The organism is Okeania sp. SIO2F4, from assembly GCF_010672385.1.
Classification (GTDB): Bacteria; Cyanobacteriota; Cyanobacteriia; order Cyanobacteriales; family Microcoleaceae; genus Trichodesmium.
In genome coordinates this window covers 1-21,141 of the sequence record NZ_JAAHGT010000059.1, presented here as the reverse complement: position 1 = coordinate 21,141, position 21,141 = coordinate 1, and the positions used below count along the sequence as shown (strand labels likewise).

The following is a 21,141-nucleotide window of genomic DNA, read 5'->3' as shown; positions in this document are numbered from 1 at the left end:
GAGGGGAGAAGGCAGAAGGGTTAGAAGGATTTGGACAAACTAGCTTTTCATAACCGGATTTGGTGTTATAAATAATTAGGGAGTCCTCCGGAGGGAGAAGTGGTGGAAAAAAGAATATATCAGGAGCACAAGGAGAAGAAAGTTTTTTTATCACTAATTAAGCGGACATGATATTACATGATCGAGGAGCTGTGTGCGCAATTACTTCCGCACTTTATAGTGGGAGACTCCAGAATTATAAACTCCCTTTTGACGGCTGGATGGAAAGGACTGGGGCAGGTTTTAACCCATAGTCAAAAATTTGTGATAATTTAAGATTTAACACACGAAGACCTATGAATCATGGTAAGAGCATCGTTATCTAATGGACGCTTCAGTTAAATGAGGATTAACTAGAAAGGTTTTCTGGTGCTTGCCAGCACTCTGTTTCCAACCCTTAGCACGTTGTACGCGACTAGGGAGTGAATCAACCAATCAATACTAAAAGTAGCCTCAATGGTATGCATGAGTGGAGAGAGTAGTGGCAATTGACAAAAAAAATGGGTTTCAAGCCTTGCCCCAGAAAGGCAACTTTTGTTATAATTGAATTTGTGGAAATTCCTACCGAGCGCCTGCAGTTAATATACCATTTCGATCTGATGTGAAACTGAGTCTGGGCTAGCAAGAGATAAAAATAATCAAACCCATTGCTAACGCGTTTGATGTAGCCCAGCGAAACGAAGGGAAATTGCGTTGTCCAACCTGGAAACACAAATAGACATCTCCGGAAAAGAGGGAACACTTAACACTTAACACTTCACAGGAAGAAAGAATAGATAATTTCTGGATGAGAATTGATTTGATTTTTAATTTTCACGCCTATGTCTAATAAAGTATTGTTGAATTTGTGCTAGTAGCACTACCCAAGCAAGCGTCAACCCCATTCAAATATCGCGTCAAAAGGTGACGTAGTCATATATTCCTGTGGCGAGCGAGGCCACGGGGAGAATGTTAATTATTCAAAGCCTATTGATTAAGATAAACAAGACTTAGGCACCAGAACCCAGAAAAACTGTTTTTTCGTAGATATCTATATGTTTGTTCAAACCAAGGATTTATCGTAGCACCAGGGTTTCGCCTTTGTAAGTCCTAATAAAAATCAAAAAAGAATCTACCTAGATACACAAAGTTAAAGTTGGTAAGAAATATAATAAAATCAAATAAAATTACAACTCAGATGGATTTTCGGGAAAATTAAGCATTGGTAGGCGATCGCCCCGGAATATTTCCTCACTATACAGTCCAATTTCTGATAATAACTCATTAATGGCTTTATTACCCAACAAACCAAGCAAAACAGGAGCCGTGGCCAAGCTGAGTACAATATCTGAGGATATTTTCCAACTAGGGGTTGTAAGTGTAGGATTTTCATAGGAATTTTCTCGAAAAGATTGCATTTGTATTACCTCATTAACATACTTTCCGACGTGACATTCGATACTCTTTTGCTAACATTTGCTAACAATTCACAGCAAGATTAACCTGCTTAGGGGGTATCTCCCAATGTCTACAAGAAAACCTGTAGACGCTTTTAAACACTTAAGTCGCTTTGGTTATCGGCCATCGCATAAGTTTTAATTATGTGAGCCATACTCTGGGTAACTTATCAGGATAGCGGTTACATAGTGGTCTGGCGCAAGCAGGACAAACTGTTCTGTTTGTCAGAATTTAGCATAATCTATACAACTATACCAGTATAACTATGTAAATATGTATCAACAATAGTTAATTAACCTCCCAACGCTGACCTATAATAGGTACAGTAGGGGTTTCCAACATCTATCTTATACATTGCTGCCCTGCGCCACTTATCTAGGCATAATCCCCCCGACAGCCAGACTTGAGAGGCAATTTCTTTCCCCCAGAGTCCCTGGGTACTAAGTTGATCATAGCCAAGCATTGACATCATCCCGACCAGGCGCTTAGGCTACAACGCGGGATTCCTCACCATCGCCCTCTTAGGGCTTTCTGCTGCCTCTTTACAGAGGAACTGCGCTTTTCATGTCGCGGAGCGTTTCATGTCAGCGACAGCCGAAGCAACTGCCTAATCGGTCTAGCCTCTTTCTGGTCTAAAGACGCGCTCCACAGTACGTCGTCAAGGAGAAGGCTCCCCTAGACACTACTAGCCTATCAACCTAATTTTATCTACTATAGTAGACTATTGGGAAAACCGCAAGATTGATTGGTTTTCCCATAGGACGATCTCCTCCCCCCCTTTGAAAGCTATCCATTACCCACATCTTTCTTAACATAAAACGTGGACATTATATACAAGTTATGTATTAGGCTTTGAGATGCTTTTTTTGGAGAAAAGTGTATTGAATTAGACATTTTTTTGAGAACTACAGACAAGATGCTCACTTCCCACACCCCCCACACCCCCCCACACGGAGCACAAGGTTTTCAGGAGTTCCCGATCGGGGATAGCTTTGAAAGGGGGGTTAGGGGGGATGGAGAGCGCGGGTCTTCAAGCAACGTTGAGATAAGTAGGTAGGCGCGAATAAACCTCACTATGTAACGAAATATTAATGCACCTCATACCATTGAGATTGCTTCCTTCCACGGAGTGACTGTCGCTTCGGGGGTAGTTGTAAATTTTCCCACCTACCTACTTAAATTAGCCAAATAGATAGGTTTTTCAAAAGGTTGAAACCTTTTATACTTATTACCTGTCCTCAAATTATCAAGGAAAATTATCCTAAAAGGACAGTAGCTCTAGACCAATTTTTTTGGCAAACAAGAAAAGCTGATGACTTAGTGCTAATTGGTATATATTTTATAGTATAATAATTTGCCTATAATTTTTAGCAATATTCTACTGATTTTAGCAAGAGGCTTTTCTTTATATCTATTGATACGCTACATTCCAAAATGTCACCAATGAATAGTTAGGCCAATCAAGGGAGTCTCCCAAACAAAGGAGAAGATGAAAGGGAATAAAATCATATCGACGGAAAATAGATCCCCCCTAGGAATTTGGGCACAAAAAGCCTTGGGAATTCCAGAGGTACAAGTACAGGTAAGATTGCGTGGCAATCATTTACATATCCTCTGTGAAGCCGAAAAATGTCCCGACATGAACTTTGCCCTAGGTCAGTTTTCCCAGGCGCTGAGTCAGATAGATATAGAGTCTCTACTACCTCCTAATCAACCTCGGATTTACCAGATGTTTCTGTGTGGCCGCACTTTAGGACGGAGGCGACCTGACTGGACAGTAAAACTTGATAGTAATAAGGTAGCAACTCAGAGTCAGAGGATAAATACTCCGGCTAATTCGGATGATTCAGGAACTAATTCCCACTTAACATCTAATTATGTTTCTCCTGAAAATTACTTACAAAATGATCGTGGCAGTCAAACTTTACCTGAAGAAAAATTAACAAAAGTTGGTGCTGGGCAATCTTCTAAATTGGATATCCAGGACAATATTGCCTCTGAATTGCTGTTAACTCCTCATCAGACTTCTGTCTCGACAAATGACACATTAAACCATGTCAACTTTTCATCACCACAATTAGATTCAGAAACCTTTTCTCCCACTGAACCAGAAAAGTCCAAATTAGAAACACAGCCAGATAACCTTCAAGAATCTGATCGATATCTACTTGATTCTCCCCTGACAGTTTCTTCTCAAAAATTAGCTGAATATGGCCATCCAGATGCAATTGCAAGTTATTTGAGTGAAATTTTAGGTGAGTTAGGGGTCTGTGTAAATGTCAATATTCGAGAAAGACAACTTAAGGAAAAATTAACAGAAACCACCCCAAAATCAGAGGATGCTGCCAAAAATTATAAATTGAAAACCCAAAAAATATTATGGGTATCCTGTGAAGCAGCTTATAGTCCCGATCCATCTCTATTGGCGGAACCAATTACCCAAAAACTACGAGACCTCAAGCTTAAAGATTTCCATGAAGCTTTAATTTCTCTACTTGTTCAGGGTGAAACTGCACCTGACTGGATGTTGCGGGTGGATCTAACTCCACCTAATTTGATGCTAAAGGAATGGGCAAGTTGGGGGGATGTGGCCGCCATTGAACGGTTGCTTAAACAAAAGTTGGCTACCCTTGCAGTGGATATTCGAGCTACCCTAAAAGAATCAACCTTACATTTATTCTGCACTAATACTAATAATTCTAACCAACAAGCTCCAAATCAACAGAAAACAAAAGCAGCGATCGCTAGTAAATTAGCAAAAATCCTACCAAGAGGTATCCAAGCTGCTACCATTTATGGTTGTACTCTTAATGAAACCAACCACAAAAAATCAGAGTCACCTCTATGGATAGACTGGTTAAATTTACCAGCATCGGAAAATCCCGATCTATCTGCTGACGCTAAAGTTTTGGCAAGTCAGGGAAACCATGAAGCTATTAGTTTTCTATTAAATAGATTAGTTAATCCCGACCTCGATCAAAGATTGCAAACAGGGGGTATCCGGGTATTAATATTACCGAAGCAAGAATTATTGCACGTTATGAGCGAAGCTCCTACCTGTCCTTCTCAATCTCAAGTAGGACCTATTATCGCCAATTTCTTGCGTCAACTTAAAATTCCTGGAGTTAGTGGGGTTAGGGTCTACGGTCGTCGTGCTGGTCAAAAATTGCCTTTGTGGCGCTACGGGATTAATTTTACTCGGAGAAGTCGCCAGCGTTCTGAACAAACTCCAGAGTTTGCTGCTTCTACGGAAATGGATTTTTTATCGGGTAAAAAAGCAGATCGTGTTTTCCTCAAGTTAGCACCACAAACGACTGAAAAAACTGACTCAAAACTGTTACTTCCTAACAAATACACACTTACAGCACAACTGTGTACAGGTATCCAACAATTACTTATTGGTTCTCGTTTATTTCTTCCTAATGAAGAAGAATATACAAAAATCACTAATTCATTAACATATAACACTCGTAGTTATGGTAAATGGGTTGCTGCTTTTGCTTATGCTGCTGTGGGTATTTTCTTGACAGTTCAAACTGATTTAAAAGTAGGTGCAATATTAGAACGAGTTCCAGATATTTCGCTTTCTGGAAATAGTTGTCAAGGTCCGAATTGTCAAACTCCTACAGAAGAAACTTTAGATGAAAAAGCAAATTCAGAATTGACGACTTATCCTACTTTTAATAGTACACAATTAGATGAACAATTAATTCGTTATCAACAATATTTGGAAGTAGAAAAAAAACCACCAGATATTTTAATAGTTGGCAGTTCTAGAGCATTAAGAGGAGTTAATCCGACAGTGCTTGAGGAAAGTTTAGCAAATTCAGGATATCCAGATTTAAGAATTTATAATTTTGGGGTAAATGGAGCAACTGCTCAAGTAGTAGATTTGATTGTACGTCAGATTTTACCACCAGAACAATTGCCACAATTAATTATTTTTGCCGATGGAGTTCGAGCTCTTAATAGTGGTAAAGTTGATAGAACTTTTGATATTATTGCCAGTTCTGAAGGTTATGAACAAGTAGATGCAGGCACATTTATAATTGGGGATAATATATCAGAAACATCAGTTAATTATCGCATCAATAAATACAAACAAATATTCAAAAATATCGAGAAAAAAGCTGAAGAAATATCAGTTACTTATCAGCAGCGCGATCGCCTCAAAAGCTTAATCATATCAATTATTAATAATCCGAAAAATTGGAATTTTTGGCATCAGCAAGAACACCAGGCATTAGCAGCAGAAGATTCTCTGGAGTTAGACAAATTTCAAGCAAATGGTTTTCTGCCAATTTCGATTAAATTTGAACCAGAAAATTACTATCAAAATTATGCTAAAGTTTCTGGTGACTACGATGCTGATTATGCAGACTTTCAATTGACAGGAAAACAAACAACAGCACTAAAAAATTTACTACAGTATACTAAGTCAATAGGGATTAATTTTGTATTTGTAAATATGCCTTTAACTACAGCATATTTAGACGAAGTACGAACTGCTTATGAACAAAAATTTCAGGAATATATGCAGCAGTTATCTGGGGAATATGCTTTTGTCTTCCGAGATTTAAGTAGTGCATGGCCGGAAACTTATGGTAACTTTTCTGACCCTAGCCATCTGAATCTTTACGGAGCGATCGCCGTTTCTCAAACATTAGCTGAGGATAATATTATTCCTTGGCAACAACCTTAAATAGGCTTAGAGTATGGACGGTGTGGGAAGGGTGGGGAGTGTGGGGAGTGTGGGAAGTGTGGGAAGTGTGGGGAGTACAGGATCTCAAAAAATATAAGGTATGAGATAATCAAAGTTGTTTAAAATGAATTGGAGCAGTTCTTTTTAAGCATCTCATATCAAGATGTAATTTATTGTAGAATTCTTTTTTTCAGGCATGGTATTATATCATGTCGGGATAATTAGTGATAAAAAAAGTATATGGTTTGTAGTAGGGCAAGAGCCCGATACATACTTTTTGCTCAAGCCCTACTACAAACTTTAATTATAACTATTCAACCGGACATGATGTAACCCATCCATCCCATCCTACTCATGCTCCGCAAACGACTGCTCTCTTAGTCGATTGGATATGGCAAGGTTTCCCCGCCATCCCATCCTACGGAATGCTGGGCAAACGACTGCTTTTTCTCCTTGCTCATGAGAGGCTTTAAACCTTAATTTTTCGGTAAAGAAGAACGAAGCAGAAAGAAAAAAGCAGAAAAATTATCTTATTTATTTCTCAATTAATTCAAAATGAATTAATATTTTTTGACTCTAAGATATTGGCAATTGATAATTTTTTGAATTATTATAGAAAACAGGAAACCTAAGTTGATCAAATCAGGTAAGGTGGTTCAATAATTAATAATTAATAATTAATAATGATTAATTACCAAAAAAAAAAGGTCTAAAACCTCCCCTTTTAAGGGGATAAAAAAAGAGAATAAGCTGTTAGGCATTTAAACCACATATTTGTTGTATGCCTAGTATAAGAAGAAAACCCTTATTAATTTTGAATTTTGAATGGATGACTTTTGACTTGCTAAGACGCATTTAAAATGCGTATTAGCTTATTCCTTATGTCAAGCCTCTGGGTTAAACCGGATGTAATGATAACTGATAACTGAAATATATACTTCTTTCTTATTCCTGAATGAATTATGTGGACGATAAAGCAAAATAAAACTCATCAGCAGATAAAACAACTAGAGAAAATAATTATGCTAAAAATTAGTAAAGTTATAAATATATTACTGGTGTTTTCTCTATCATTAATATGGGTAATATTTATCATTCCTACGACCAGAGCTTCAATCGTAAATATTTCAGAAGAACCACAATTAATTAGTAATGCAGAAGCACAAGATAATACTTATGAAAAATTAGTTGATGGGTATGAAAAACTAGAAGGAATGTTTACCCTTTATCGAGACCAAGAAACAGGTAAAACATTAATGGAAATTCAACCAGAACAACTGAATAAAAATTTCCTTTGTTTTATTACTTTAGAATCAGGTATTGGTGAGGAAGGTTTGATTAGTGGTGTACCAATTAACGATAAAGGTATTGACGATGAAGGTTTTGTCTTTCAACTACGCCGACATCAAGATAATATTAAATTTGTTTTGCCAAATATCAAGTTCCGTACTAATGAATTAGACCCACAAGCTCGTTCAATTAAACGTTCTTTTAGTGACTCAGTTTTATATTCTTTGCCTATAGAAGCAACTCATCCCCAAAGGCAAACCCTACTAATTGATTTAGAAAATTTATTGCTAGGGGATTTAAACTTACCATCCCTAGAGAAAATACTACCTGAAGATTATTCAATAGAATATGAAAATTCTTATATTAGTGATGCTAAAGCATTTCCTTTAAATATAGAATTAGAGTCAGTATATGGTATCCTAAATGAAGAATACCCAGAATATTTAGAATCTGTACCAGATAGTCGTGCTTTTAATCTTAGAGTTCGCTACAGTTTTTCTGAATTACCAATAAATAATGGTTATATTCCTCGACTTGGAGATGAAAGAGTCGGTTATGATATTAGTGCTTATCAAGATGTTTCTGACAATAATCGTCGCCAACCCTTTGTCCGTTATATTAATAGATGGCATCTAGAAAAACAAATTCCGAGCGCACCTTTATCACCACCCCTAGAACCAATAACTTTCTGGATAGAAAATACAGTACCAATCGAATATCGTGATGCCATTCGAGAAGGAATATTGATGTGGAATAAAGCATTTGAAAAAGCAGGATTTATTGATGCTATTCAAGTCAAACAAATGCCTGATAATGCTACTTGGGATCCAGCAGATGTTCGTTACAGTACGATTCGTTGGTCTACAACCTTTGAACCTTGGTTGGACGGCTATGGACCTTCCCGTATTAATCCATTAACAGGGCAAATTTTAGATGCAGATATTATTCTAAATGCAAGTATTATTAGGGATATTAAATATGGTAGAATAGGCAATCTAGTTTTACAAAATAAATCTTTGGGTAAGGCTTTTAAAACTAAGGATGGAAAAAATTACAATCCCTGTGTTTTAGATATGTATTCTCGTTATTTAGATAATCTAGAAACTGAGGCAGAAACAAATATTTCAAACAAAAATAACAATATAGAATCTATAATTCCTCAATCCCTACAAGCACAATATTTATCTTCTCGTAAGTCATCATTATTAAACTCTCACTCATCAGAACACTTTTGTTTTGGTTGGAACTCATCTCAACAGTTAGCAGTAGGAGCAATAGCAATGGATGTTTTGCAAAACGTCAGACCTTATAGTACAGAAATAGAAAAGTATGTCAATCAGTTCTTAAAACATCTGACTGCTCATGAAGTCGGACATACTCTTGGTCTCAGACATAATTTCCACGGTAGTACCATGTTAGACCCAGAACAGTTGAATGATACCAGCATTACTCAAACAAAAGGGTTAGTTGCATCTGTAATGGATTATGTACCAGTCAACCTCGCACCAGAGGGAACAACACAAGGAGACTACTTTCCGGTTGTAGTCGGTCCTTATGATGAGTGGGCAATTGAATATGGTTACAAACCTAGTGGAATAGCTAGTTATATTGGTGAAAAAGCATTTTTACAAGACATTGCGAGTCGAGCAGTACAACCAGAACTATCTTATGCAACGGATGAAGACACTGATGGTATTGATCCTGCAGCAAATAGGTTTGACCTGAGCAGCAATACATTGATTTACGCTCAATGGCAGTTAGATAACGCTTGGAAGATGTGGAAAAATTTAGAAAAGCGCGTTCCCAGAAGCGATGAAAGTTATAGTGACATCCGGATAATGTTTGATACGGTTTTCTTTTATTATTTGCGGCAAATTATAGATGCTACTTTGTATGTGGGGAGTCAGTCATTTAACCGAGAAAATATCAAAAACGTTAATGGTCGTTTGCCATTTGAACCAATATCTGTAGATCAACAACGCCAAGCATTAGAAATACTAGATAAATATGTTTTTAGTGAGGATGCGTTTCAGTTCTCACCAGATTTGCTGAATAAGTTACCACCCTCACGTTGGCGGCATTGGGGAACCTATGGTTGGTTGTTTCCTTTAGACTATTCTATTCAAGATCGTATTTTATTGCTGCAACGAATAGTTTTACGATCGCTCCTTTCCAATACTCGTCTAACTCGTCTGCGAGATATGGAATTGAAGACAACGCCAGATAATGTTTTGAAATTGCCAGAACTTTTTGATACTCTGCAAAATAGTATTTGGAGGGAAATTTTACAACCAACTGGGGGAGAAGTCGAGATTTCTGGTATGCGTCGTTCTTTACAGAGGGAACATCTGAACTTGTTAATTTCAATGGTATTGCGCTATCGTAGAGTGCCTGAAGATGCTCGGAGTTTAGCTTGGTATGAACTGCGAGAACTAGATAAAGATTTGCAGAAGGCGATCAAAAAGCGGGGTAAGAAGATGGATGAGTATACTAGGGCGCATTTAGAAGAAACACGCGATCGAATTGTGAAAACTTTGAATGCACAGTTGGAGTCTAATTAGAAATTCAAAATTCAAAAGTCAAAAGTCAAAAGTAAGATTTTAGAGGTTTTGAACCTGAACTAAGATGTCTCAGACCTTAACTTCCTCAAAAAATACTGGTATGTTATAAGAAACCAATTTGTTGGGTTTGGCTTTGCTTCATATCAAATCAGTTGGCTACGGTTCCTGAAAAATCGGAGTAATATAATTCCATCAATCATCATACAATGTGTAGGGCGAATGGCCATTCGCCCCTACAATATAGACTTTTACCTTTAATGCTGAATAACACCAATACTACCGGATTTGATATTATTTGAGATGGTGCATAAATCTTTTTAAATTTAAAATATACTCTATGAATAGACGCTCTTTTCTACAATTAATGGCAACAACATCAGGTTTGATTGTCTCAGGAAAAAGTTTTGCTGCCTTTTCCACACCTAATTCTCAATTATCAAATAACATCTCATCTTCTATGCCATCAAATTCTTCCTTTTTTATGCCCGATGAAGCCGAACCCCATTTATCTACTTGGATGGCTTTTAGTGCTAGTGCAGATATTTGGGGAAGGAAATACGCTTCTGGGGTACAAGATAATCTCGCCAGAATTGCTAAAGCTATTGTCAAATATGAACCTGTTAAAATGTTAGTACGGAAGGAAGACTATAAGGTAGCTATAGCTAAATGTGGTACTGATGTAGAATTGATTGTTTGCCCAATAGATGACCTATGGATGAGGGATACAGGTTGCGTTTTTGTTGTCAATGATGCTGGCGAGAAAGCAGCTATTGATTTTAATTTTAATGGTTGGGGAAACAAGCAATATCATAGTCGTGATGCTAAAGTAGCTCGGTTTGTAGCCAAACAGTCTGGAGTACCATTGTTCAATACAGACCTTGTATTTGAGGGTGGTGGTATTGAAGTTGATGGTCAGGGAACGGCGATCGTGACTGAAAGTTGTATTATTAATGATAATCGTAATCCTGGTTGGAGTAAAGCTGACTGTGAAGCAGAATTGAAAGCTTTATTGGGGTTACATAAAATTATTTGGCTACCAGGTATTAGAGGTTATGATATTACCGATGGTCATACAGATTTTTATGCCCGTTTTGCTGCTCCTGGTGTTGTTATTGCTGGATACGATCCAGATCCTGATTCTTTTGACCATGCAGTTACCAAAAAACATCTGCAAATTCTCCGCTCAGCAACCGATGCGGATGGGAATCAACTGGAAGTTGTTGTACTTGAGGGTCCGAAAAAGATACGATCGGGATACGAAACTGATGATGATTTTGCAGCAGGATATATTAATTTTTACGTTATTAATGGTGCGGTCATTGCTCCAGAATTTGGAGATCGCCAGGCAGATCGACGTGCAAAGGAAACTTTAGCAGAACTTTTTCCTGGTCGAGATATTGTACAAATTAATATTGATGAAATTGCTGCTGGAGGAGGTGGAATACATTGTACGACTCAGCAGGAACCAAAGTAAATCAAAAGTTAAAAGTTAAAAGTTAAGCGAGTTAATGAAGACCTCTCCCCCAACCCCTCTCCTTATAGGAGAGGGGGGAATGTTCCCCCCCTTCCCTACCAGGGAAGGGGGTTGGGGGGTTAGGTTTTTTACCCACAATTTTAGCCTAGACGAGTGCTATCATTTCCAAAATATTCCTGAAACGGATGAGACACTCATAGCCAAAAGTTTTTCGGTGTCTCTGATATAGTATTCACGCAGATCGATACAGAGGAAATTACCTTCTAAGAGAATAAACTGCCAGATAGTTCCTGTTGTGACGGCTCCATAAATCGACAAATTGATATTTTCTCTCAAGTTAAATCTTTGAGCAGCAATCATTTCAGCCATACACTTAGCTCAACCTCCTTTAATATTTTCATTCTTGGCTTCAACTAATGTCAGCACTGGTCGGGATATTTCATAAATTTCTCTTGAAGCTGTTAAAATAAAGTCACAATAACCGTTTAATCCTAACTCTGAATCAATATTGAATTCCGAACCAGAAAAAAAACCCACCTCATTTTTATACATCTGCCTGATTTCTAATAGGGTAGGCGCAATTAAAAGTTCAGAACGGGCTTTTTCTGTATTGATAGCATTGGCGAGAGGAATATTTCGTTCCAAGATTTGTTGCATAAATTCGCTGACTTCTACAGGAGGAATGTCAGCAAATAATTTTTTTGACTCATCTACTCTCAGCTCAAAGCGATCGCGCACCTCAGCTATGGTTTTAAATTCACTATAGGACATGGCTTTCGGCTCCTTGTTTTGTTATAGCGCTAGGGAATAGCGGTCGAGGGAATAGCGGTCGAGGGATGGCGAGGTCTCCTCGCCATATCCAATCGACCAAGAGAGGGAATAGGGAATAGTAATAGAAATCGCTTTAGCAATAAAAAGAGCGATCGCCTCCTAAGTCTATCATAATATTATGTCAGGATAATTAGTGATAAAAACACTTCTTTCTCCTGGTACATTCTTTTCTCCTGTCTCCTGTCTCCTGTCTCCTGACTCCTCCCTAATTATTTATAACTATTCAACCCGACATGATATAACACACGCATCTTGTCTATTTCCTAATCGTTTTTATCCTCAGAACTTTTAGGAAAATTACCCTCTTGATAGGTATTAATTTGCTCCTCACTCAACAAGTCCATAAAATCTGCCAACTCGCTATAAGTGACGCACCGAACTTCGGGCAAACCGCAGACAGACTCAGCGAACCTAAACATAGCATTCCAGTACGCGCCGTTATTCCAAGCTGAAAAATGATGCCCGATATGTATGGGAGCGCGGTTGCCATTATAGTTTCGCTGAAAATACCTCATGTAAGTTTTATAAGTATCTTCCTCATAACGTTTAGCATTGCGAGGATTGGGTTTTGCCCGAGAATGCAGATAATAAAAATTGTAATCCATTGATAACACCTTCTTGCCACTGGAGTTAGTCAAACTAGCTAGGGGAAAATTCCAAATACCGTTTTCCTGACGCGGCCAATAGTTAGAAGAAGCGACTTTGCTTGTGTCGTAGCGGAAAGCATCCTTTGCGAGAACCTGATACAAACCCGGACTTCTGGCTAATAAGGGAGCGCGAAAACCTTCTATGGCATTGCGATCGAATACGAGGGAACCTGACAAGTTGTTAATTTTATGAGCTTCAAACAGAAACTTATCGAAATATGCAAACTCCTCTCCCCAGTCTTGCTTGCTCCATTTACTACCGTTGAAATGACCCACTGCATGAGAACCGACCTCGTGACCTTCCTGGTAAGCGAGGTTAACCTGTTCGAGTCGCAGAGCAATATCTTCAGGTTTTCCTCCCCAACCAATATCCGAACGACCTTGACCTTTGCCACGGGGAGCGTTGTAGAGTTTCCGTTTGTCTTTACTGACAAAATATACAGCACTGACAAAATAAGTGAAGCGAACGTTAACGCCTTTTTTTTCCATTTCCTTGGCAAAATTACGCGACCTTTTCCAAGCATCTAGGGAACGGGAACCATCAAATGCTAACATGACAAACTGGGGTGGTGTTTTGCTTGTCATCTCTATATCTTGCATCAGTTTGTATAGAAAACGAGCATTCCAAAGGTTTAACTGACAGCTATTTCCGCCATTAGCTTTGATACAAGCAGAAATTAATTCTTGGGTAAAAGGACCCATGACTTGGTTATTTTCGACGCAATAACTGATAATTTTGTTGAAGCGAGAACCCTCCGGACATCTTCTGTTTCCGTAAGCTTGGAGAAATAATTTTTCTGACCATTGGTTACTATTACAACTGCCTCCACCTCCCCATTCTCGACATTTTTTAATCATTGTTTTGGTGAATGGTCCAAGAACGTATTCGCCGTTAGTATAGAAGTATCCACCTTTGTCGTTAATGGGCTTTTTTTCAAATTTTAATGTCTCTAATTTGGAAATTGTATTGTTAGTGGGTGTAGGGTTATCGGAAATATTTGATGTGTTGCTACAGGCAGATATTAAGATTAAAATACTATAGATAAAAAGGCTATGGTATGATTTTAGTTTTCTTAGCACTTTAATATTTTTCACTCCTCTAGTTATTAATTCATCATCAGGACTTACGCACGGACACTAAATCGAGTGAGGGCGAATGGCATTCGCCCCTACAGATGGCGTTTTCAAGGGAGTTGCATGCGTAAGTCCCGATCTTATTATAATGGAAGTGATCGCTTTTTTAATAGTTCCCCTACTTATTTCTCCTACCAAATTTCCAATCTTCCCCACCGGGTAATAAAGTCAAATTATGCTTAATAACTGCTGACAAATCTTTAGCAGAATAACTGTAAGTTAAGGCTCAAAAACTCTTAGCAGTTGTGATTACAGAATTTTTGTCTACCATTTCATCCAGTTGAAACGGACTGTAAACGCCATTTTCAACTTCCACGCTGGCATTATCAATAGCAAGTTCTATAGCATTTTCTAGCATCTCATCCCATTCATTTTCTTTGATGTAATAAGAGGTTTTATTTGGCCTCAAATTCAAGACTTGAATTTTTCTAATCGAAGCCCGAATTGATACGGCCCAGGAATTAGTTAATCGCCCTTCCACCTGATTTTTTATTAAGTGAATTAACATCACAGTTAAATAAGAATCTATCTTGAAAAGCGTGTCTTTTTTACTCATGGCATCCAGTTCGTCAATAATTGCTAAAGCATCCTGATTTCTACCTTCCATAATGCAAGTCCTTAAGTCGATTAATTCTTCAGTTGTCATTAGTTATTTTCCTATAAATTATTGGTAGTTAAAAGGGGAGTATTTGCTGCATGAGTTTTTCCTGTTGTTATTAACTCATTATATCATAAAGGTGTAGTAAAATTAAGTAAGTAAATTAGAATAACTCTATGATGAAACTTACACCAGAACAGATTGAAAACTTACGCTCCGAACTAACAAATAATGCAGAAGCTCTAGAAGCTCTTGAAGTAATCGAAGAGTCTTCATAAGTATAAACTCGCAAAGCCTGTTGAAAATATTCGACTGTTTTCTCCAGATTATCTGCTTGGTTTGGTTTAATCTTATCTGTGTAAATCAAACCAAGATTGTTTTGAATCATTGCCCATTTCTGGGGAATAGTTTCATAGGTATAAACTTGTAATGCTTTTTTTAAAGCAGCGATCGCCTTCTCAAGATTTTCTTCTTTATCTCCTTCTATTCTGTAGTAATAAGCACTACCTAGATTAGTTTGACTCATAGCCCAAACAGGGGATGGACTGTTAAAAACTAGCAAGACTTTTTTCAAAGCATCAATTGCCTTCTCAAGATTATCCTTTTTTTTTCCTTCTATTCTTATTATGTAAGTGGTAGCTAGATTGCTGTAAGTTCTTGCCCAATATTTAGGAAAAGTTTCAGGAGTATAAACTTGAAAACATTTTTTATAGTTATTAATTGCCCTTTCAATATTACTCGCTTTTTCTCCCTCAATTCTCTCAAAATAAGCAAGACCTAGATTATTGTAAGCATTAGCCCAATCTTGAGGAAAAGCCTTACGAGTACATATTTGTAATGCTTTTTGACAAGCAGCGATTGCCTTCTCAATATTATCTGCCTTATTTCCTTCTATCCTTTTTATGTAAGCATCGGCTAAGTTAATATGAGTTCTTATCCAGTATTGAAGAAAAGTTTCGCGAGTGTATATTCGTAATACCTGTTGATGACCCATAATAGCGATTTCTATATTGCTGGCTCTGTTACCGAAAGGAAACTGTTGAATTAAACAGCTAAAATCCATAATACGACCAGCAGTTTCTTCAACTTCTTCGTTTTCAATAATTTGAAAATTACGATCTGCCCAAGCCTTTAGTATTTGGGCGAAATGTTTATTGAGTTTATCTAGATTTTCTTGAAGTAGAGGATAGACAAATTTTGGATTATTTTGGGTTTCTCCAACAGTTTGTAATACCCTTTCCAAAAAATTCAAATAGTCTTGTTCATCCATAATTCACTATTACCTTTAGAAGATTTTTATATATGTTCAATCCTGTTTTTCTACAGCTGATAAAATCTTCTTCATCGTAATCTAAATCAACACCTTTAGACTTAAGAAATTTATCTGCTTCTAAAGGGGTTGAAAATCCCAATAATTCTGGCAATTTACCGCTACTAATAGAACCTTCGCGATAAGCTTATACCACAATTATTTCTATTAGCTTACGTTCTAAATTTCCCCATTTTTTTCTTTAGGAAAGAGGCCAGTTAATCTGGTAAGGAAATCTGAATTTTCTCCATTAATATTTCCTCTAATTATTAACTTATCATATCATAAATGATGACTGGTAACTGATAACTGAAATGGTGGCATTCTCAATAAATTTTCTGGTATAATACCAGCAACAGTCTCAAATAGTAACAGGAAATTATCTATGTCTCTGACAGTTGCAGACTTGGAAAAAGTCCAAGCAAAACTAACAGAAACTCATCAATAAACCCGGTTTCTATATAAAAACTACCCTCAGTATTTCTTTATGCCAGCTAGAGATGCTTACCATAACAACTTAATTAATGCTTTAGTCAAAGATAATTGGAGCATAACCGATGACCCTTACGTTATCAAGTGGGGTTCCAGAGATATGTTCGTCGATTTGGGTGCTTCTTTACTTCTGGCAGCAGAAAAAGAAGAAGTAAAAATAGCAGTAGAATTGAAAAGTTTTGCAAGTCCTTCCCCAATCAATGACCTAGAAAATGCGGTTGGTCAATATATCGTTTACCATGATGTACTCAAAAAAACAAACCCAGAAAGAATTCCCTACTTAGCAGTAGATGAAGAAGCTTATGAGGGCATATTTAGCGAACCCATCGGCAAACTAATGCTAGAAAACCAACGCTTAAATTTAGTAGCTTTCCACAAATTAGAGGAGGTAATTATTGAATGGATACCATCAGTAAATATCAACAAATAATCGAGAAAATAATCGGCGAATACGCTAAATTGCGCTATTCTGATAGCGAAGTAGAAAGAAAAACGGTTTTTGACCGAGAACAAAACCATTATTTATTAATGATTGTGGGAGTAGAGGGTCATAAAATGGTTCATGGTTGCATAGTTCATCTGGAAATCATAGGCGATAAAATTTGGATTCATCGCGACGGAATTGAAGATGGTATAGCAGGAGAATTGTTAGCAGAAGGGGTTCCTCAAGACAAAATTGTTTTAGGGTTTTATACCCCTGAAAAACGTAAGATAACCGATTTTGCAGTTTGTTAATTTGAGGAGCGTTTTCGCTGTTGCAAAGCATTCGGTGCCGAATGCTGCGCGAAAAGCGTAGTGCCGTGTCAAGACTAAAATGGTGGGTTAGGAGCGAGTATGGAGACCTCTCCCCCAACCCCTCTCCTGCTCCGAGAGGGGGGAAAGACTCCCCCTTCCCTACCAGGGAAGGGGGTTGGGGGGTTAGGTTCTTTAACTCACATTTTCAAGGTTGACACGGCAGTAGGGTGCGTTGCGACGGCATTGTTGAATCCTTTTCATAGTCTAAATTTTAGCCGTCTAACGCACTTTAATAGACTGACTTTGTTGAGTTTTTCCGTTGGAAATGCTTCGCAAATGTTCCTCAACCCAACCTACTAAACTGATAACTGAAATTATGATTGCCCAAGAAAAAAAACAACCCAAAATTAATCATATCCTTACCTTAACTATCCTATGGTTATTTGCAGCGGTGAGCGATCGCCTCTGGTTTGCTTTTGATAATTCTGTTCCTGCTTGGGATCAAGCGGATTATCTTACGGGTTCCCTAACCTATTGGCGTGTTTTCCAAAATGTACAATTGTTTTCTGGGGAATGGTGGCAACACTTCTGGCAACTTTCGCCGAAGGTGCCACCGTTAACTTATATTATTACTGTTCCACTTCAAAATATTTTTGGTAGGGGTGCTGATGAAGCAACTTTAGTACATCTATTATTTAGTGCTATTTTAGTGACTTCAGTTTATAGTTTAGGCAGTAAATTATTTGATCGACAAGTTGGTTTCTGGGCAGCAGTATTATCAATATTATTTCCGGGATTATATAGATATCGTTTACAATTTTTACTCGACTATCCCCTCACAGCAATGGTAACTTTAAGTTTCTGTTGTTTGACATTTTGGTATTTTTCAACAGGGAGTAGGGAGCAGGGAGTAGGGAGTAGGGAAGAGGGAAGAGGGAATAGGGAGCATAAAACGGGAAAAATTGACAAAGAAAAGTTGAATTTTAATTCTGAAACAACCTCTATTTTCGATAAATTCCTGTCAAAAATCTCTACTCTAGCAAATACAGCGTATTTCATATTAGTGAGGTACACCAGTCCCGGGCAAGATGCCCGCACTACAAAAAATTTACGATTTATATTTGTACCTCATATACCTGCAATCTGGTGTAATTTACTTATATCTTTAACTCTAAAGAATTGGCTTTGGGCGACTGCTTTTGGTTTGACTTTCGGTCTGGCAATTTTAGTTAAGCAAACCACGATATTTTTTCTGTTTACGCCGTTGCTTTGGATAGGGATAAATCTTCTCAAAAAACGGCAGTGGTACAAACTAATTCAACTAATTTATTCTCTGTGCTTATCGGTCGCAATTTTTTATCCTTGGGCGAGAACAAATTGGCTATTAATGTTAACTGCTGGTAAACGGGCAACAGTAGATTCTGCTATTGCTGAAGGCGACCCCAATCTCTTAAGTTTAGACGCCTGGATTTATTATGGAAAATTACTCCCTTATCATATTTCTTTGCCTCTATTAATTATTCCCATTGGTGGATTGATTTTTTACTTTATCCGACTCAACAAAAAGCAAGAAAATTTTTCAACTCAGCTCCATTCTTTTCAATGGCTATCTGTATTTTTAATTGGCGGATATCTAATTTGCTCTCTCAATATCAACAAAGATTTTCGTTACACCTTGCCATTATTGCCAGTTTTATCAATTTTATTAGCCTTTGGTTTAATGCAATTTCCGAGAAAAGTAGGAAAACAAATTCGCTACTTTACCATTGGTTTAGCAATTCTTTTAATGTTATTGAATCTCTGGCATGTAGATGTAATTTTCCTCAAAAAAATTACTGCTTGGTTAAGTCCTGGTGCTACTTATTATGCTCATTTAGGTAAAGAATTTCCTCATAGAAAAGTAATTGCCGAAATTGTCAAAACTGACCCCTATTTACAATCAACTTTAGGAGTTTTACCTTCCACTCCAGAAATTAATCAACATAACCTAAATTATTACGGCGCTCTGCAAAAGTTACAAGTCTATGGTCGGCAAGTCGGAACTAACTTAAAACAAGTAGAACAAGATGCGCGATCGCTTTCTTGGTTTGTCACAAAAACTAACGAACAAGGTTCTGTTAAAAGAATTAAAAAAGCTCAAGCTGCTATTGTTAATCTCATCGAACAACACCCGAATTTTCAACTACAAAAAAGTTGGCAGTTGCCAGATAATAGCAACTTAAATCTCTATCGTAATCAGTTTTTACCTGTAGAGGTTCATCCCCTGAATAAACCACAGGAAAAAGTCAAACTAGACTATATAATTTTATCGCCAAAAATTAGACCGGGAACAACCATACCAATTACCTATAAATGGTCTGGTTCCTGGCAAGAATTACAGTCAGGTTTAGTCTTATTAACTTATCGCCGAGAAAATATTAATCAACCACAATTTAAGCCATTAGTTTCTGAGAAAAATATAGATTCATACTCAAAATTAATTACACATCCTACTGACTCCCTGTTCCCTGTTCCCTCTCTTGGTGCGCATTCCCTCTCTTGGTCGGCGTTCCCTTGCGACTGGCGTTGTCGCGGGGTCCGACCGCTTGCGTCTGTCGCCGACGCGGGGTCGCACCGCTGTTCCCTGTTCCCTCTCTCATTATCAGAAAAACCTATCACCAGATTCATTCACGATCGCGCTATAGGAATGGGAAGTCTACACCCCGGAATATTTCAAGCAAATAAGTCTGAGGTCGGGTTTGAAGTTATTGAACGAATAGGAATGTTACCCCCATCTAATATCGCACCGGGAACTTATCTATTAGAGGCGACCTATCTTAACCGAGAAACTGGGGAAAGTTATCCTATTGCCGTACAACCACCCGTGCGGGTAGAAGTTGACCCCCAAGCGCAAATATTACCAGCACCAGAATTAGATTTAGTAACGCAGTTGCGGATGTGGGGTCAAAAGTTACCCCTGGGAATAAAGGGGTTGGAAACTGTATTTGAGGAAGTGGCGCGAGTTAACCAATACGATCCAGTTCAAGATTATACTAAGCAAGCAGAACAAACTTTAACCTATCGTTTGCAACAGGAACCAGATAATTTAGAATTGCTCTATAGTTTAGCTTTGGCCCAAGTTTTACAAAAAGATGCAGAGGGAGCGATCGCTACTTTAACTAGGATAACTGAGTTAGATTCTCAAAACCCCTTTGCTTATGCTTATTTAGCTTTTGTCTATTTATACGATCTTAATCCTGGGGGGGCAAAAATAGCTTTAAAGTCTGCTTTGGAAATTGACCCTCATCAACCAGAGATTAGGTCATTAAATGGCATTGCAGCTTTAATGCAAGGAAATTTAGTCCAAGCGTGGCAGGAGTTGATAAGTCAAAAGTCATAATTTAGAAGTTATATAGAATCAGGAGCGAGCGCTCGCTTAAAAATTCTCAAAAAAATGTACTTTTTTAGACAATAAATAGCTATAAACTCCCCCCTCCTCCCCCTCTTCCCCCTCTCCCCATACTTTTTTTAGAATCAGGAGCGAGCGCTCCCTTTGATTCACTTAAAAATTCTCAAAAAAATGTACTTTTTTAGACAATAAATAGCTATAAACTCCCCCCTCCTCCCCCTCTTCCCCCTCTCCCCACACTTTTTTAATTTGTCTGTACGAAACAAGTGCAAGCTTTTTGCTCCTATGAGCTCAAAATTCTCACATTTTGAGCAGACAAGCACGGAAAAATTGAGGAAGAATTGTCCCTCAATCATCCTCATGTAATTCCGTTCTGCTGAACTTACCCAAACTTACCCAAACTGATGTTAGCAGCTCTGGAGACAAGCTTCCTGCTTCAATGAAGACCACTGCCCCATGGGCTGTAACTTATCTTCTCCACAGGCTTAAAATCGGTGGGAACTC

The 21,141-nt window shown here is 37.9% G+C and carries 12 protein-coding genes and 1 pseudogene; 6 read left to right on the top strand and 7 right to left on the bottom strand.

The window, feature by feature from the left end; translation table 11 throughout:
• Positions 1 to 1,205: 1,205 nt before the first annotated feature.
• Positions 1,206 to 1,436 (bottom strand): hypothetical protein, encoded by a 231-nt coding sequence (locus F6K22_RS06355; RefSeq protein WP_293094740.1) that lies wholly within the window; start codon positions 1,434 to 1,436, stop codon positions 1,206 to 1,208.
• Between the two features lie 1,529 nt (positions 1,437 to 2,965).
• Between F6K22_RS06355 and F6K22_RS06350 the strand changes: the two genes are divergently transcribed.
• The 3 genes from F6K22_RS06350 to F6K22_RS06340 all read left to right on the top strand — a co-directional run bounded on the left by F6K22_RS06350 (position 2,966) and on the right by F6K22_RS06340 (position 11,503).
• Positions 2,966 to 6,178, top strand: coding sequence for a DUF1574 family protein (locus tag F6K22_RS06350; RefSeq protein WP_293094737.1), 3,213 nt, complete (start codon positions 2,966 to 2,968; stop codon positions 6,176 to 6,178).
• A 1,022-nt stretch (positions 6,179 to 7,200) separates the two neighbouring features.
• Entirely contained in the window at positions 7,201 to 10,029 is a 2,829-nt protein-coding gene (locus tag F6K22_RS06345) for a zinc-dependent metalloprotease (RefSeq protein WP_293094734.1), read from the top strand.
• A gap of 337 nt (positions 10,030 to 10,366) precedes the next feature.
• Positions 10,367 to 11,503: an agmatine deiminase family protein gene (locus tag F6K22_RS06340; RefSeq protein ID WP_293094732.1), complete on the top strand. Its 1,137-nt coding sequence runs from the start codon at positions 10,367 to 10,369 to the stop codon at positions 11,501 to 11,503.
• Positions 11,504 to 11,662: 159 nt separating this feature from the next.
• Here the strand turns inward: F6K22_RS06340 and F6K22_RS41770 are convergent, their stop codons facing one another.
• The 6 genes and pseudogenes from F6K22_RS41770 to F6K22_RS06315 form a co-directional block, all read right to left on the bottom strand.
• The gene (locus F6K22_RS41770; protein WP_363272959.1) at positions 11,663 to 11,872 is read right to left on the bottom strand and encodes a hypothetical protein; all 210 of its coding nucleotides are present in this window, start codon (positions 11,870 to 11,872) and stop codon (positions 11,663 to 11,665) included.
• Between the two features lie 9 nt (positions 11,873 to 11,881).
• Positions 11,882 to 12,274, bottom strand: coding sequence for a hypothetical protein (locus F6K22_RS41765; protein ID WP_363272957.1), 393 nt, complete (start codon positions 12,272 to 12,274; stop codon positions 11,882 to 11,884).
• Between the two features lie 323 nt (positions 12,275 to 12,597).
• On the bottom strand, positions 12,598 to 14,061 hold the full coding sequence (locus tag F6K22_RS06330; RefSeq protein WP_293094729.1) for a polysaccharide deacetylase family protein: 1,464 nt from the start codon (positions 14,059 to 14,061) through the stop codon (positions 12,598 to 12,600).
• A 280-nt stretch (positions 14,062 to 14,341) separates the two neighbouring features.
• Positions 14,342 to 14,761 (bottom strand): DUF29 family protein, encoded by a 420-nt coding sequence (locus F6K22_RS06325; protein ID WP_363272955.1) that lies wholly within the window; start codon positions 14,759 to 14,761, stop codon positions 14,342 to 14,344.
• Positions 14,762 to 14,876: 115 nt separating this feature from the next.
• Positions 14,877 to 15,983 (bottom strand): tetratricopeptide repeat protein, encoded by a 1,107-nt coding sequence (locus tag F6K22_RS06320; RefSeq protein ID WP_293094726.1) that lies wholly within the window; start codon positions 15,981 to 15,983, stop codon positions 14,877 to 14,879.
• Positions 15,976 to 16,158, bottom strand: a pseudogene (locus F6K22_RS06315) (hypothetical protein); the annotation flags it as partial. The gene F6K22_RS06320 and the pseudogene F6K22_RS06315, both read right to left, overlap by 8 nt.
• Positions 16,159 to 16,509: 351 nt before the next feature.
• On the opposite strand from F6K22_RS06315, the gene F6K22_RS06310 reads away from it, so the two are divergent.
• From F6K22_RS06310 to F6K22_RS06300, 3 genes are all read left to right on the top strand, one after another.
• Positions 16,510 to 16,944 carry an element excision factor XisH family protein gene (locus F6K22_RS06310; protein ID WP_293094722.1) on the top strand — a complete coding sequence of 145 codons (435 nt, stop codon included), beginning with the start codon at positions 16,510 to 16,512 and terminating at the stop codon, positions 16,942 to 16,944.
• On the top strand, positions 16,914 to 17,249 hold the full coding sequence (locus F6K22_RS06305) for a XisI protein (RefSeq protein ID WP_293094719.1): 336 nt from the start codon (positions 16,914 to 16,916) through the stop codon (positions 17,247 to 17,249). Before F6K22_RS06310 ends, F6K22_RS06305 begins: the two co-directional genes overlap by 31 nt.
• 376 nt (positions 17,250 to 17,625) lie before the next feature.
• A complete protein-coding gene (locus tag F6K22_RS06300) occupies positions 17,626 to 20,628 on the top strand; it encodes a glycosyltransferase family 39 protein (protein WP_293094717.1) in 3,003 nt (1,000 codons plus the stop codon).
• The last annotated feature ends 513 nt before the right edge of the window (positions 20,629 to 21,141 follow it).